The organism is Clostridium fungisolvens (assembly GCF_014193895.1).
GTDB lineage: Bacteria > Bacillota > Clostridia > Clostridiales > Clostridiaceae > Clostridium_AR > Clostridium_AR fungisolvens.
Genome location: NZ_BLZR01000001.1, coordinates 3250528 through 3266438, shown reverse-complemented (window position 1 = coordinate 3266438; position 15911 = coordinate 3250528). Strand labels below are relative to the sequence as shown.

The 15911-nt window shown below is 32.1% G+C and carries 17 protein-coding genes; all 17 read left to right on the top strand.

Annotated elements, in window-relative coordinates; translation table 11 throughout:
* Window positions 1–159 precede the first annotated feature (159 nt).
* The 17 genes from bsdtw1_RS14435 to bsdtw1_RS14355 all read left to right on the top strand — a co-directional run bounded on the left by bsdtw1_RS14435 (window position 160) and on the right by bsdtw1_RS14355 (window position 15904).
* A complete protein-coding gene (locus bsdtw1_RS14435) occupies window positions 160–747 on the top strand; it encodes a hypothetical protein (protein ID WP_183278262.1) in 588 nt (195 codons plus the stop codon).
* A 265-nt stretch (window positions 748–1012) separates the two neighbouring features.
* On the top strand, window positions 1013–1618 hold the full coding sequence (ruvA, locus tag bsdtw1_RS14430) for a Holliday junction branch migration protein RuvA (protein WP_183278261.1): 606 nt from the start codon (window positions 1013–1015) through the stop codon (window positions 1616–1618).
* Window positions 1619–1643: 25 nt separating this feature from the next.
* A complete protein-coding gene (gene ruvB / locus bsdtw1_RS14425; protein WP_371874754.1) occupies window positions 1644–2669 on the top strand; it encodes a Holliday junction branch migration DNA helicase RuvB in 1026 nt (341 codons plus the stop codon).
* Between the two features lie 11 nt (window positions 2670–2680).
* The gene (queA, locus tag bsdtw1_RS14420) at window positions 2681–3706 is read left to right on the top strand and encodes a tRNA preQ1(34) S-adenosylmethionine ribosyltransferase-isomerase QueA (protein WP_183278259.1); all 1026 of its coding nucleotides are present in this window, start codon (window positions 2681–2683) and stop codon (window positions 3704–3706) included.
* Between the two features lie 23 nt (window positions 3707–3729).
* The gene (gene tgt / locus bsdtw1_RS14415; protein ID WP_183278258.1) at window positions 3730–4869 is read left to right on the top strand and encodes a tRNA guanosine(34) transglycosylase Tgt; all 1140 of its coding nucleotides are present in this window, start codon (window positions 3730–3732) and stop codon (window positions 4867–4869) included.
* A 32-nt stretch (window positions 4870–4901) separates the two neighbouring features.
* Window positions 4902–5180 (top strand): preprotein translocase subunit YajC, encoded by a 279-nt coding sequence (yajC, locus tag bsdtw1_RS14410; protein WP_183278257.1) that lies wholly within the window; start codon window positions 4902–4904, stop codon window positions 5178–5180.
* A 53-nt stretch (window positions 5181–5233) separates the two neighbouring features.
* Window positions 5234–5602, top strand: a complete 369-nt coding sequence (locus bsdtw1_RS14405; protein ID WP_183278256.1) for a TIGR04086 family membrane protein — start codon at window positions 5234–5236, stop codon at window positions 5600–5602.
* Between the two features lie 69 nt (window positions 5603–5671).
* The gene (gene scfA, locus bsdtw1_RS14400) at window positions 5672–5809 is read left to right on the top strand and encodes a six-cysteine ranthipeptide SCIFF (protein ID WP_128212712.1); all 138 of its coding nucleotides are present in this window, start codon (window positions 5672–5674) and stop codon (window positions 5807–5809) included.
* Window positions 5810–5879: 70 nt separating this feature from the next.
* Entirely contained in the window at window positions 5880–7241 is a 1362-nt protein-coding gene (scfB, locus tag bsdtw1_RS14395; RefSeq protein ID WP_183278255.1) for a thioether cross-link-forming SCIFF peptide maturase, read from the top strand.
* Window positions 7242–7317: 76 nt separating this feature from the next.
* Entirely contained in the window at window positions 7318–8583 is a 1266-nt protein-coding gene (gene secD / locus bsdtw1_RS14390; protein WP_183278254.1) for a protein translocase subunit SecD, read from the top strand.
* A 5-nt stretch (window positions 8584–8588) separates the two neighbouring features.
* Complete coding sequence (gene secF, locus bsdtw1_RS14385) at window positions 8589–9458, top strand: protein translocase subunit SecF (RefSeq protein WP_183278253.1); 870 nt, start codon at window positions 8589–8591, stop codon at window positions 9456–9458.
* A gap of 146 nt (window positions 9459–9604) precedes the next feature.
* Window positions 9605–10456: a DHH family phosphoesterase gene (locus tag bsdtw1_RS14380; RefSeq protein ID WP_183278252.1), complete on the top strand. Its 852-nt coding sequence runs from the start codon at window positions 9605–9607 to the stop codon at window positions 10454–10456.
* Window positions 10457–10494: 38 nt separating this feature from the next.
* A complete protein-coding gene (locus tag bsdtw1_RS14375) occupies window positions 10495–11013 on the top strand; it encodes an adenine phosphoribosyltransferase (protein WP_183278251.1) in 519 nt (172 codons plus the stop codon).
* Between the two features lie 179 nt (window positions 11014–11192).
* The gene (locus bsdtw1_RS14370) at window positions 11193–13376 is read left to right on the top strand and encodes a RelA/SpoT family protein (RefSeq protein WP_183278250.1); all 2184 of its coding nucleotides are present in this window, start codon (window positions 11193–11195) and stop codon (window positions 13374–13376) included.
* 15 nt (window positions 13377–13391) lie between these two features.
* Window positions 13392–13841, top strand: coding sequence for a D-aminoacyl-tRNA deacylase (dtd, locus tag bsdtw1_RS14365; RefSeq protein ID WP_183278249.1), 450 nt, complete (start codon window positions 13392–13394; stop codon window positions 13839–13841).
* A 12-nt stretch (window positions 13842–13853) separates the two neighbouring features.
* A complete protein-coding gene (locus tag bsdtw1_RS14360) occupies window positions 13854–14453 on the top strand; it encodes an MBL fold metallo-hydrolase (protein ID WP_183278248.1) in 600 nt (199 codons plus the stop codon).
* A 26-nt stretch (window positions 14454–14479) separates the two neighbouring features.
* Entirely contained in the window at window positions 14480–15904 is a 1425-nt protein-coding gene (locus tag bsdtw1_RS14355; RefSeq protein ID WP_183278247.1) for a coproporphyrinogen III oxidase, read from the top strand.
* Window positions 15905–15911: the final 7 nt, after the last annotated feature.

Genomic DNA, 15911 nt, shown 5'->3' with positions numbered 1-15911 from the left:
ATTTAAATCATAGCACTATGTGCCAATTAAGTCAATAATGGATGAAACTATATAATTCTATTATATTGTTTACAGAACTTAAAGTTTAAATACCAGTGGTTACAAAATTATGTATATTATTTTTGGTAATAGTCAAAAATATCCATTAGAGGTGATTATATGAAGAAAAATTTATTAAAAATATCAATTCTTATTTTAATTTCTTCCATGGTATTTTTACTGAGCTATTATATTACTAAATCATACTTAGCAGATAAAAAAACAAGTGGAAGTAACGTCGTATATAATTCAGAAAATGGTTATTTAAAAGATACATTGAAGTTGATACTTAAAACAAAAAATCAAGGTTCAAATGAATTTGTTATTGATGGAGAGTATACTGTAAAGGAACTAAAAAAAGACTTAGGCTTAGATCAAGGATTAAATAAGGAACAGTTAGAAAAGCATTTCAAGGCTCTAAACTATAGCATAGAGAGCATGAATGATTCTCAAATAATTCTTAGCAGATCATTTATAAGCAAACTTCAGCCTAAAAAATATTATTTAGGAGAGAAAAATGATTTCTTTGCTATATTCAAAACGGATGATAAAGGGGTACCTTATATAGAAAATCCAGCTTCGGATATCTATACAGATAAAAAGAAAGTAAGCACATTACCAGAACAGGATAAAAAAGATATAGTAAATTTTAAAAAGCAGTTTAATACCAGAGATGATGCTGAAGAAGCAGCTAGTGGATACTTTTAATAATTGCTTTATAGTATAACAAAATAAATTATAGGCTTAGTAGGCATAAATTTTTAGTATAATTTTCTACTGAGCCTTTAATTTTTGCATTGTATATAAATGAATGATTAGAGATAGTGAAATATGATTTCTTGTGAGCCTTGAAAGTAGCCTGTCATAAAATTCAATATCAATAAATAGATTTCCTCTGTTGATAAAAATAAGGTAAAATGTTAAAGTAATATGTAGGTTTAAAACTGTTTGATAGGCATTTGGAGGTATTTTAATGTACGAATATATTGTAGGTAAATATAAGGGCATAAATAAAGACTATGCTGTTTTGGAGAATAACGGAATAGGATATAAAATTTTTACATCAGGAAGTACACTTGCAAAAATGCCTAAAGTTGATGAGGAAGTGAAGTTGTTTTTAGAGCAGATAGTTAGAGAAGACTTTATAGGTCTATATGGTTTTTTGACAAAGGAAGAATTAGACTTGTTTAAATTATTGCTAACTATTAATGGTGTGGGAGCAAAGGCTGCTTTGTCATTATTGTCAATAAGCTCACCTTTAAATTTAAAATACGCTATAATGACTGGTGATGAAAAACATATTACAAGAGCACCTGGAGTAGGTAAGAAGACTGCGCAAAGAATAATACTTGAACTTAGGGATAAGCTTAAGCCTAATGAAGATTTAATGCCAAGTGATTTTGAAAAAAATCTTTCTGAAGATGACAATAGTTATTCTTCAAATATATCTGAAGCTTTAGCAGCTTTACTGGCATTAGGATATACTGAGAAGGAAGCTCAGAGAGCTCTTGGTAGTGTTAAGCAAAATGATAGTTTAGAGAATATAGTTAAAAATTGTTTAAAAGTACTTATGAATTAAGAGGTGAACATATTTGGAAGATAGAATAACATCATCTAATAAGAATGAAGAAGAATTAAATTCTGAATATAGCTTAAGACCTCAGAAATTAAGTGAATACATAGGGCAGGATAAAGTGAAAGAAAGATTGAGTATTTTCATACAAGCTGCCAAAAATAGAGGAGAAGCACTTGATCATGCTTTGTTATATGGTCCTCCAGGACTGGGAAAAACAACTTTAGCAAACATTATAGCAAAAGAAATGAGTGGTAATTTGAAAGTCACTTCTGGTCCTGCAATTGAAAGGGCTGGAGATCTTGCTGCGATACTTACAACTCTAAATGATAATGACGTGCTTTTTATCGATGAAATTCATAGGCTTAACAGAAGTGTTGAAGAGATACTGTATCCTGCAATGGAAGATTATGCTTTGGATATAGTGATAGGAAAAGGAGCATCAGCTAAATCTATTAGGATAGATTTACCTAAGTTCACATTAATAGGTGCTACTACTAGAATTGGAATGTTAACTGCACCTCTTCGTGACAGATTTGGAGTGCTTTGTTCCATGGAGTACTATACTGATACTCAATTAAAGGAGATTATAGTGAGGTCGGCTAGTATACTTGATTGCGAAATGACAGAAGAAGGAGCTTTCGAGATAGCAAGAAGATCTAGAGGTACTCCAAGAATCGCTAACAGACTTCTAAAAAGGGTTAGAGATTATTCTGAAGTCAAGGGCAATAATGTTGTGGATATAGATGCTGCAAGGGCAGCTTTAGAGTTGTTAGAAGTTGATAGTCAAGGATTTGATAGAATTGATAATGGTATACTAGAAGCTATTATCGACAATTTTAACGGAGGTCCAGTTGGAATTGAAACCTTAGCTTATTTTATAGGCGAAGAATTTGATACTATCGAAGATGTATATGAACCATATCTCCTTCAAAGGGGATTTATCGTTAGGACACCAAGGGGGAGAGTTGCTACAGATAAGGCATACAAGCACTTGGGTAGAAGTAAGACAAAGAATAATGGAGATGTTAGACAATCTAGCTTATTTGACAAATAGGAGAGGATAAAATGAAAGCAAGTGATTTTTATTTTGATTTACCAGAAGAACTTATAGCACAGGTTCCTTTAGAAGAAAGAGATACTTCAAGGCTTATGGTTCTTGATAAAAACAGTGGAGAAGTACAGCATAAGATATTTCATGATGTTTTAGATTACTTTAATGAAGGCGATACTCTAGTGCTTAATAATACTCGAGTTCTACCTGCAAGGCTTATAGGTGAAAAAGAAGACTCGAAAGGTAAGATTGAGTTTCTACTTCTTAAAAGAGTAGATAATGATAGATGGGAATGTCTTGCGAAGCCTGGTAAGAGAGCTAAGGTGGGAACTAAGTTTACATTCGGAGATGGTAAACTAACAGCAGTGGTTAAAGATATAGCTGAAGAGGGAAATAGAATTATTGAGTTTAGCTATGAAGGCATATTTGAACAGGTTTTGGATGAATTAGGACAAATGCCTCTTCCACCATATATTCATGAGAAGTTAGAAGATAAAGAAAGGTATCAAACAGTATATTCGAAAGAAAAGGGATCTGCTGCTGCACCTACAGCTGGTCTACACTTTACAAAGGAATTACTTGAAGAGATAAAACAAAAAGGTGTAAATGTAGTGTATCTTACTCTTCATGTTGGTCTTGGAACATTTAGACCAGTTAAAGTTGAAGATGTAGAAAATCACAATATGCACTCAGAATTTTATCAGCTTTCTAAAGAAACAGCTGAAATTATAAACAGTACAAAAAAGGCAGGGAAAAGAGTAATAGCAGTAGGAACTACTTCTACGAGGACCTTGGAAACAATTGCTGATAGTGAAGGAGTTCTAAAAGAATCTAGTGGCTGGACTGATATATTTATATATCCTGGATATAAATACAAGGTTGTAGATGCTTTGATAACTAATTTTCATCTACCAGAATCTACTCTTATTATGCTGGTAAGTGCATTGGCAGGTAAAGAAAATATACTAAATGCTTATAATACTGCTGTTAAAGAAGGCTATAGATTTTTCTCCTTTGGAGATGCTATGTTTATACATTAAAAGTTAGATAAGGAAGTGGAACTTTGACTAAGAAATATACTTTACTAAAAAAAGACGGAAAAGCAAGAAGAGGGCAATTCGTTACGCCTCATGGAACTATACAGACACCTGTATTTATGAATGTTGGAACGTTAGCGGCTATTAAAGGTGCTGTATCTTCAATGGACTTGAAGGAAATAAATTGCCAAGTGGAACTTTCAAATACATACCACTTACATTTAAGACCTAGTGATAAGGTAGTTAAAAAGATGGGCGGATTACATAAGTTTATGAATTGGGATAGACCGATTCTTACTGATTCAGGTGGATTCCAGGTTTTCTCTTTATCAAGTATGAGAAAGATTAAGGAAGAAGGAGTTTATTTTAACTCGCACTTAGATGGTAAAAAGATTTTTATGGGACCAGAAGAAAGTATGCAGATACAGAGCAATCTTGCATCAACTATTGCTATGGCTTTCGATGAATGTGTTTCTAATCCTTCGCCTAGAGAATACGTGGAAGCATCTGTAGAACGAACTACAAGATGGCTTGAAAGATGCGTAAAAGAAATGAAAAGACTTAATTCTTTAGAAGATACAATAAATAAAGAGCAACTTCTATTTGGGATAAATCAAGGTGGAGTTTATGATGATATAAGGATTGAGCATGCAAAAACAATAGCTAAGATGGATTTGGATGGTTATGCTATTGGAGGTCTAGCTGTTGGAGAAACTCATGAAGAAATGTATAGAATTATTGATGCTGTAGTTCCTCATCTACCAGAAGATAAACCTATATATCTAATGGGAGTTGGACTGCCAAGTAATATACTTGAAGCAGTTGAAAGAGGTGTGGACTTTTTTGATTGTGTACTTCCTGCTAGAAATGGAAGGCATGGACATGTATTTACAAAGAATGGTAAAATAAATATAATGAATGCTCAATTTGAGACTGATGCGAGACCTATAGATGAGGGGTGCCAATGTCCAACTTGCAAGAATTATACAAGGGCATACATAAGACATTTATTTAAAGCTAAAGAGATGCTTGCTATGAGATTATGTGTACTACATAATTTATATTTCTACAATACTCTAATGCAAGATATAAGAGATGCTATTGATGGCGGATATTTCGCAGACTTCAAGAAACAAAAACTTGAGGAATGGGGAGGAAAAGCCTAATATAATTAATTTACTTATAGAGGAGGATTCATATGCAATATATTATTCAACTTTTACCGCTAATAGTAGTATTCGTAATTTTTTATGCTTTACTAATAATACCGGAAAGAAAAAGAAAGAAACAATATCAATCGATGTTAAATGATTTGAAAATTAATGATGAGATCATAAGTAAAGGTGGTATCATCGGTAAAGTAGTAAATCTACAAGATGATTACATAATATTAGAGAGTGGTCCTGATAGAGCTAGAATAAAGCTTTCAAGACAAGGAATAGCTAATGTTATAAATACAAAAGAAGATAATAAATAGGTTATATTACACCCCTTGTCCACATAGAATTTAGTGGATAGGGGGTGTTTATTTTGGAGTGGAGCAGGTATTTTGCAAATGTTGCAAAAGGAGTTTTGAGAGCGCTTATTGCTACTATGATTTTTGTTGTAATTATTAGTATAGTAATGAGTTTTAGTTTACTAAGTCTTAAGGCCTTAAGCGTAATATGGGTGGTTATCACTTGCTTAAGTATTCTACTAGGTGCCATATACTCTTCCCGTAAAAACGGTGAAAAGGGTTGGCTGGTAGGATTTGGTGTTGGGTTATGTTACTTTATAATTGTTTTAATTATCTCTGCTGTGCTAAAAGGTAATATTGCTTTGTCAATAAATGACCTTTGGAGAGCTCTACTTGCTTTGGCAGTAGGAGCATTATCTGGAATGTTAGGAATAAATCTATAAAAAGTCTTTATTATACCTATTTTATGTGATATAATAACGTGGTAATCGAATAGAATGGAGGAGTATGAAATGAAGCATATTAAAACAATAAACAGATCAAGCCTTAAGAACAGTCTTTGTAAGCCAGGATGTAAGGAATGTGCTAATTCATGCCAATCAGCTTGTAAGACTTCATGTACAGTAGCAAACTTAGCGTGTGAAAATTAATTATAAAATAATGAAGTAGTGGCAGTAACTTTTAAGTTACTGCCATAAATCTAGTTAGGAGGAATTTAAATTGGCATTAATCCACAAGTTTACTAAAGGTAATGAATATTATGCGATTGATGTAAATTCTGGTAGCGTTCATATAGTTGACAAGCTTATTTATGATCTTATAGATGATGAGAAGTTAAGAGATAGAGAACAATTAATAAATGATTTTTCAGGAATTTACACAAAAGAAGAAATAGAAGAAGCTCTTTATGATATAAATGAATTAATTGAGGAAGGTATGTTATATTCGAAGGATTTATATGAGGATATAGCAATGAGTGATAGAGATGATAGCTACATAAAAGCCCTTTGCTTGAATGTAGTGCATGATTGTAACCTTAGATGCAAATACTGCTTTGCAGATGAAGGTGAGTATAAAGGTTGCAGAAAACCAATGAGTGCAGAAACAGGTAAAAAGGCAATAGATTGGGTTATAAAGAAGTCAGGCCCAAGAAGAAATATAGAAGTGGACCTTTTCGGTGGTGAACCACTTATGGTATTTGATACTATTAAAGAAATAGTTGATTATGCTAGAGTACAAGAAAAGATACACAAAAAGAATATTCGATTTACAATGACAACAAATGCAACATTATTAAATGATGAAATAATGGAATATATTGATAAAAACATGGGAAATATAATACTGTCTATAGATGGTAGAAAAAATATCAATGATGCTGTAAGAGTAAGAGTAGATGGAAGCGGCAGTTACGATAGAATATTACCAAAAATAAAGCAAATGGTGGATAAGAGAGATAAATCTAAGCAATATTATGCTAGAGGTACTTTCACAAGAAATAATACGGATTTCTTTGAAGATGTAATGGCTTTAGCTAATGAAGGGTTTAAAGAAATATCCATAGAGCCAGTTGTTCTTCCGGATGAACATGAACTTTCATTAAGAAGAGAGGATTTACCGGTTATATTTGATCAATATGATAAACTTTATGATGAAATGGTTAAGAGATATAAAGACGGAAAAGACCAATTTACATTCTATCATTTTAATATTGATTTAAATGGTGGTCCATGTGTATATAAGAGAATATCTGGATGCGGTGCAGGTCATGAATATGTTGCTATAACTCCTGATGGAGAAATATACCCATGTCATCAATTTGTAGGAAATAAGGATTTCCTTATCGGTAACTTAGACACTTTAGAAATAGATAGTGATTTAGAACAAGAATTTAAAACTGCACATATTTATAACAAACCAAAATGCAAGGAATGTTGGGCTAGATTTTATTGCAGCGGGGGCTGTCAAGCAAACAACTTTAACTTCAATGGTGATATACATGTACCATATGAGATAGGTTGTGAGATGCAGAAAAAGAGAATTGAGTGTGCGATTGCTCTAAAAGCTGTTACAATGGAATAGAAAGCTCCCATTTATTGACATAATGTGGGGCAGGTATTATAATTTACTGTATGAGAATTAACAGAGGGGGATAAAAATGAAAACAAAAGGCAAAGGCAAAAGTATTACACTTTTTACTCTCTGCGTTGTAGGGATATTTTTTCTAGCATTCGCAGGCTTTCATGGTCTTATTGTCGGTTCTGGTTCAAACCAGTGGGAATTTAAATCATTTGAAAAGTCAATTACAAAAGGATTGGATTTACAGGGTGGGGTGTCTGTACTTATGGAAATCCAATCAGATAAAACAGTTAGTAAAGATGATCTTGATAAAACTAAAGAAATGCTTTCTCTTAGAGTTAACAAAGCTGGTGTTGCTGAAACAGTTGTTACAACAGAAGGTAACAAAAGAATTAGGGTTGATATACCAGGACAATACGATTCTAAGAGTATTGTAGACAGCTTAAGTAAAACTGGAGAGCTAAGCTTTAAAGATCCTGACGGAAATGTACTACTAACTGGTAAGGATGTTAAAAAGGCAACTTCAGGAACAGATCAACAAACAGGTCAAATAATCGTATCTCTTGAGTTTAATGATGCAGGAAAGAAAAAATTTGCAGATGCAACTACAAAGCTTATAGGAAAGCAAATCTCAATATATATGGATGAAGACTTGCTTACAAGCCCAGTGGTTCAAAATGCGATTGTAGATGGAAAAGCTCAAATTACTGGAAACAAAACAGCTGAAGAAGCTAATAAAATAGCTGCAATAATAAATGCAGGTGCACTTCCTATGCCTGTAAAAGCAGTATCTACTCAAACTGTAGGTGCTCAGCTTGGTGCAAATGCATTACCTAATGCATTAAAAGCAGGGGCTGTAGGTATATGTATAATATTCATATTTATGCTTTTATATTATAGAGTGCCAGGAATAATTGCATGTCTTGGATTAACTTTATTTATATCGCTAGTTTTATTCACTTTTATAAGTGTTGGTGTTACTCTAACCTTACCTGGTATAGCTGCACTTTTGCTTACCATAGGTATGGCGGTAGATGCAAATGTACTTATGTTTGAAAGAATAAGAGAAGAAATAAGAACAGGTAAATCAGTAAAGACATCAGTTAAAGCTGGTTTCCATAATGCGATGTCATCAATAGTTGACTCGAATTTAACTACTATAATTTCATCTTTAGTATTATATTTCTTTGGGTCAGGTCCTGTAAAAGGATTTGCACTTACACTACTAATTGGTGTTGTTTTAAGTATGTTTACAGCTATAGTGATAGTTAGACTATTAATGAACTTGGCTGTTAATGCTGGATTTTTAAGCAAACCATCGTTATTTAGGGTGAAAAGGGGGTAAAACAAATGTTTAAGATTATTGAAAAAACAAAAATATGGTTTATTTCCTCTTTGTTAATAATAGCGATTGGTATTGGCTTTATGATATATAGAGGCGGACTAAACTTTGGAATAGACTTTAGAGGTGGTACGCAAATAACTATAGATTTCAAAAAAGATTTTAATAAAGCTGATGTTGATACAATAATAAAGAAATATTTAGATGATGCTGTTACAAATACTGTTAATAGTACTCAGCTTGAAGTAAAAACAAAATATATGGATACTACAAAAGTTGGTAACTTAACCAAGGACTTAAAAGATAAGTATAAGATTGAGGATAAAGATTTTACTAAACAAGAAATAGGTCAGTCAATAGGTAGTGAGCTTACTAAAAATTCTTTTATTGCATTAGCAATATCTTTAGTAGTAATTCTATTATATATTGCAGTAAGATTTGAATTTAATTTCGGTATAGCAGCTATTGTTGCATTGGTTCATGACGTGTTAATAACTTTAACTGTGTATTCAGTATTTAATATACCTGTTAACACCCCATTTATAGCAGCAGTTCTTACGATAATAGGTTACTCTATGAGTGATACAATCGTAATTTTTGATAGAATAAGAGAAAATACTAAGAAATATAGAAAAATGCATTATGTTGAACTTGCAAATAGAAGTATAACACAAACTTTTGCAAGATCAATTAATACAGCATTAACTACATTAATAACCACAAGTGCGGTTTATTTCTTTGTACCTTCTGTAAGAGATTTTGCTTTCCCTCTTATAATAGGAATAGTTTCAGGAGCTTATTCATCAATATTTATAGCAAGTCCAATCTGGGTTATGCTTAAAAATAGAAGAGAAAAAGCTAAAGTAAAGACAGCTTAGAACTGTTTTTTATCAGATAATTTGACAAAAAGTTGCAGGCCTTCACATAAATTGTGGAGGTCTGTCATATTTTCTCCAAAAGTGTTTGTCAAAACTACAATTTTAAATTATAATATAGTTGTTTTCTATTTTTGGAGGAGTTAGTCATGGAAAAATTTTGGGAGAGCATTTATCGCCCTAGCTATATAACTGGATACAATCCATTTATAATAAAAAATATGAATAAGGCCATAGAAAGATTGGTTAAAGCAATAAACCTAAGAGAAAAGATCGTTATATACTCAGGTTGCGATGTTGATGGTTTGTGCGGCTTAGCCTCCCTTTTGCTTGTTTTAAAATACTTAAATGCAGATGTTGAGTATTATGTAAGTGATGAAAAAAATAATTCGCACATTTTAGAGACTGAAACTCTAAAAAATCACATACACTTTCTAGGAGCAGAGCTTCTTATAACTGTAGGATGTGGGATAGAATCAAAAGATCAAGAAATTCTCTGTAACAATTTAGGTATAGATTTGATTGTTACAGAAAATAGAAAGTTAAAACCTAATTTTAGAGCAATTTATATAAATCCAAGCCAAGACGGCTGTTCATATAGATATAAAAGTTTATCTGCTTCTGGAGTAACTTTTAAATTGATGCAAGCAATTGCAATATATTATAATATGAAGAGTATAAACAGATATTTGGATTTAATTTTAATCGGGACGATTTCATCTGAAGCAGAGGACAAAGGAGAAAATTCTGTTTTTATTAAGGAAGGAGTTAACTTTCTTAATAACACCAATAATTATGGATTAAGAGCAATAATGGAATTCTATAATATTGTTGAATTTAATTATGATAGTATAAGAAAAATAATAGATGTTATAACTCCTGCAATTGGGGCTGTGGACAAGAAGGATAATGCTAGAATTGTTGTAGAACTTTTAACAACTAATGATATATCAAGGGCAAGACAAATAACAAAATACTTATATAATGAAAAGATTAGATAAAGTTACATAATCAATTAATAATTATTGGAGGAATAAAAATGGATATTAAAAGTAAAATTAGAATAATTGATAACTTTCCTAAGGAAGGAATAAGCTTTAAGGATATCACAACTTTAATAGGTGATGGAGAAGGATTAAGAGCTTCAATAGATGAGATAGCTAACTATCTAAAAGAAAAGCAAATTGATGTAGTAGTAGGTCCTGAAGCGAGAGGGTTTATTTTTGGAGTTCCAGTTGCATATGCACTAGGAGTTGGTTTTGTTCCAGTTAGAAAAAAGGGGAAGCTTCCTTTTGATACAGTAGCGGTAGAATATGAACTAGAGTATGGTAAGGATTGCTTAGAAATTCATAAAGATTCTATAAAACCAGGTGCAAGAGTTGCTATTGTAGATGATTTATTAGCTACAGGTGGTACTATTGGTGCTGTTGCAAAACTTATAGAACAAGTTGGTGGCGAAGTTGTGTCACTTGCTTTTGCAATTGAACTTACTGAACTTAATGGAAGAGATAAACTTAAGAATTATGATATAACATCATTAGTTCAATATGATGTGTAAAGATAACTAAACTCATAATACTAAGAAAATGTATGTAATAAGAAAACATACATATATATATCCATTGAAAATTCGATATATATATATAATATAATAGTAGATATATTTGGCTGGTTAATAAACCAGCCTTTGACTTTAGATACGGAATTTAACAATTATGAACGAGGAGTGTAATTCGTATGCTTGATATTTTAATTGATAAAGTTAAACATAACTGTAATAACGTAGATCTAGCACTTATAGAAAAAGCATATAACTTGGCTGCAGATGCACATAAATCTCAAAAAAGAGAATCTGGTGAACCATACATAATTCATCCTGAGAGTGTAGCCTCAATACTAGCAGAGTTAGGTATGGATACAAATACTATAGCTGCAGGACTTTTGCATGATGTTATAGAAGATACGAATTACACTTATAATGATATAAAAAATATGTTCAACGAGGAAGTGGCTAATCTTGTTGAGGGTGTAACTAAGCTTGATATGATCAGGTATAAGACAAAAGAAGAACAACAAGCTGATAATGTAAGAAAGATGCTTCTTGCTATGGCAAAAGACATAAGAGTGATTATCATAAAGCTTGCTGATAGACTTCATAATATGAGAACTTTAAAGTTTATGCCTGAAGAAAAACAAAAGGAAAAAGCTAAGGAAACCTTAGATATTTTTGCGCCTCTTGCACATAGACTAGGTATGTCTAAAATAAAGTGGGAACTTGAGGATTTAGCGTTTAGATATTTACATTCAGAAGAATACTATGATTTAGTAAAACAAATCGCTGAAAAAAGAGCAGAGAGAGAAAATTACATAGAAAGCATAATAAATGAACTTACTGAAAATCTAGAAAATGCAGGTATAGACTCAGATATTGATGGAAGACCAAAGCATTTTTATAGTATATATAGAAAGATGGTAAATAAGAACAAGAATATAGAGCAAATCTTTGATCTTACTGCTATAAGAATATTGGTAAATTCTGTTAAGGATTGTTATGCAGCTTTAGGGATAGTTCATACAATTTATAAGCCGTTACCAGGAAGATTTAAGGATTATATAGCTATGCCTAAACCTAACATGTATCAATCTCTTCATACTACTGTTATAGGTCATCAAGGTAAGACTTTTGAAATCCAAATAAGAACCTTTGAAATGCATAAAACTGCTGAATATGGTATAGCTGCACATTGGAAATATAAAGAAGGTGCTGCAGAAAGTAGAGAAGATTCTTTTGAAACTAAGCTGTCTTGGCTTAGAGATATGCTTGAATGGCAGAAGGACACTGCAGATGCAGAAGAATTTATGGAAGGCTTCAAGCTAGACTTATTTTCAGATGAAATATTTGTCTTTACACCAAAAGGAATTGTTATAAGTTTACCAAATGATGCCACACCAATTGATTTTGCGTATAAGATACATACTGATGTAGGAAATAAGTGTGTGGGATCAAAAGTAAATGGTAAAATGGTTCCTCTGGATTATAGATTGAAAACTGGTGAAATAGTTGAGATACTTACATCATCGGTTGCTAAAGGCCCTAATATTGACTGGCTTAATATTGCTACAAGTAATCAAGCTAAGAGCAAGATAAAACAGTGGTTTAAGAGAGCAAAGAGAGAAGAAAATATTGATAAAGGGAAAGATATCGTAGAACGAGAAGCAAAAAAGCAACTTGTAAACTTTATGGATCTTATTAAAGGTGAAGGATATGAGAAGCTTTTAAAGAAATATAACAACTTGAGAAATGTAGATGATATATATGCTGCTGTTGGGGTTGGGATGGTATCTGCATCTACAATAATATCTAGGCTGAAAGAATATAGTGTAAACGAGAAGGCAGTACAATCCAATGAACAAATAACAAAGAACATAGAAGAACATATATCAAAAGGCGAAAGAGTACATAAAAAAGATATTAATTATGGAATAACTGTAAAAGGTGAAAGTAATTTAATGGTTCGTTTTGCTAAGTGCTGTAATCCTGTACCTGGCGATGAAGTAGTTGGATTTATTACAAGAGGTAGAGGTATTTCAGTACATAGAAAAGATTGCACAAACTTTAAAACAATAATGAATGAAGAACCAGAAAAGATAGTTGAGGTAAACTGGGGTGGAGCAAAAGGTGCTTATACTGCTGAGATTCAAGTTAGGTCAGAAGATAGAGATGGACTCCTTGCTGATATCATGACTGTGATTACAGAATCAAAGCTTCCTTTAAATGGGCTGAATGCAAATTCCACTAAGACTAATACAGCTTTAATAAATATTAAGGTTAAGATAGATAATGTAGAACAACTTAAAGAACTAATGAGAAAGATAAGAAAACTTAAAGGCGTTTTAGATGTATATAGAATGAATAGTTAAATAGGATGTGATGGAATGAGAGCAGTTGTTCAAAGAGTAAAGAGCTCTTCTGTTACTGTTGATAACAATCTGGTTGGCGAAATAGCTACTGGTTTTAATGTGCTTTTAGGCATAAGTAAAGATGATAATGTCGATGATCTAAAATACATAAAGGACAAAATCATAAATCTTAGAGTATTTGAAGATGAAAATGGAAAGATGAATAAGTCTCTTCAGGAGGTAAATGGTGAACTCCTTTTGATTTCTCAGTTTACTTTGTACGGTGATTGTAGAAAAGGAAGAAGACCTAATTTCATGGAAGCACTTGGTGGAGAAGAAGCGAAAAAGCTTTATGATATATTTGTTGACATGTGCAAAAGTGAAGATATAAAAGTAGAAACAGGAATATTTGGTGCAGATATGAAGGTTCAGATATTAAATGATGGGCCAGTAACATTAATACTTGATAGTAAAAAGAATTTTTAAGGAGGTCTTGATATGAATATAGCTAGAATTCCAGTTGGTTCAAATCTTGAAAATTGCTATATAGTCGTAAATGACGAGACTAATGAAGGAATTATTATAGATCCAGGCGCAGATAGTGAAAAGATAATAGATTTTATAGATTCTAAAAATATAAAGCCAGTAGTAATTCTAATAACCCATGGGCATTTTGACCATGTTGGTGCAGTTGTAGACATTATGGATAAGTATGGAGTTGAATTTTATATAAATGAAATTGAAGAAGAACTTATACTAAAAAACACTTATGTTTTTGGCAATTTACCAAAGGCTAATCACTATCTTGAAGATGATCAAGAATTAGAATTTGCAGGGATTAAGATTAAGTGTATACATACACCAGGTCATACTCCAGGTGGAATAAGCTTCTTGATCGGTGATATACTTATCTCTGGTGATACTTTATTCCAGCAGTCAATAGGTAGAACTGATTTTACTGGTGGAGATTTTGCTACTTTGATAAATAGCATCACAGAAAAGCTTTTGGTTTTAGATGACTCTGTAAGAGTATTGCCAGGTCATGGTGATACTACTACAATAGGATTTGAAAGAAGTAATAATCCATTTTTAGAATAGTTTATACCTTTATGTTAGGAGCACATATGGAAATTAAGATAAAACTAAATGATGAAAAGTATAGATATGATGTATATCAAATGTTTAATATTTTCTTCACCTTTCAAGACATTTCTTTTGTTAAGGAAGGTGAAGATTTCTGCGTGTCTATAAATGGTGATTATATGGAATTACTTAAAGACCAAGAAATTCTTTTTGAAGGAAATATAAAAGACGGTAAAAAGGAAGAAATAAAGAAAAGTATTTTTACTGCTTTATCAAATCTTACTGGAGAAAAGTACCCATGGGGAACAATGATTGGGATAAGGCCTAGTAAGAGAGCATTGAAGCTTATAAACGAAGGTGTTTCAGAAGCGGAAATAGTTAAGCATTATTCTGATGAATTTTTGGTGGAAAAAGAGAAGGCTGAACTATGTATTGAGGTGGCTAAATACGAAGAGAAGTTCGTAAATAAGGATTCAAAAACCGTTAGCATATATGTTGGGATGCCATTTTGTCCTACAAGATGCTTGTATTGTTCATTTGCATCTAATCCTATAGGAGGATGTAAAAAACAAGTAGATCCTTATCTAGAAGCTTTATCAAAAGAGATTGAAGCAATTAAAGAGTACGTTGATCGTAAAGAATTGATTATTGAAACCGTATATTTTGGTGGGGGGACACCTACAGCAGTAGATGATGATCAGTTTGAAGACATAATGAAGAAAGTTTATGAAAGTTTTGTTTTAGATAAGAATATTAAAGAGTTTACAGTAGAGTGTGGAAGACCTGATAGCATAACTGCTAAGAAACTTCAATCGATGAAGAAATACTCAGTAGACAGAATAAGTATAAACCCTCAATCTATGAATGATTCTACTTTAAAAGAAATCGGTAGAAATCATACTGTAGCAGATGTAATAGATAAATTTAATCTTGCTAGAAGTTTAGGTTTTGATAATATAAATATGGACATTATTGTTGGCTTGCCAAATGAAGGCTTGAAAGAAGTAGAAAATACCTATAGAAGAATTCTTGAGCTAGAACCAGATAGCTTAACTGTACATGGAATGTCTATAAAGAGAAGTTCCAGATTGCATGAGAACCTAGTTTTAAAACAGACCATTCATATTCCGAGGCAAGAAGAACTAAATAAAATGTACAAAGAAACAAAAAGGTTGGCTGAAGATTTAGATATGCACCCATACTATATGTATAGGCAAAAAAATATGGTTGGCAATATGGAGAATGTAGGGTATTCAAAAGCTGATAAAGAATGTATATATAATATTCAAATGATTGAAGATAGTCAAACCATAATAGCCTTAGGGGCAGATGCTGTCTCAAAAGTGGTATTCTTGGATGAAAATAGAATAGAGCGCTTTGGAAATGTTAAGGATGTTAAAGAATATATAAATAGAATTGACGAAATGATAGAAGGTAAAATAGCCTTATTTAACACATTATATTAGTTTTGGA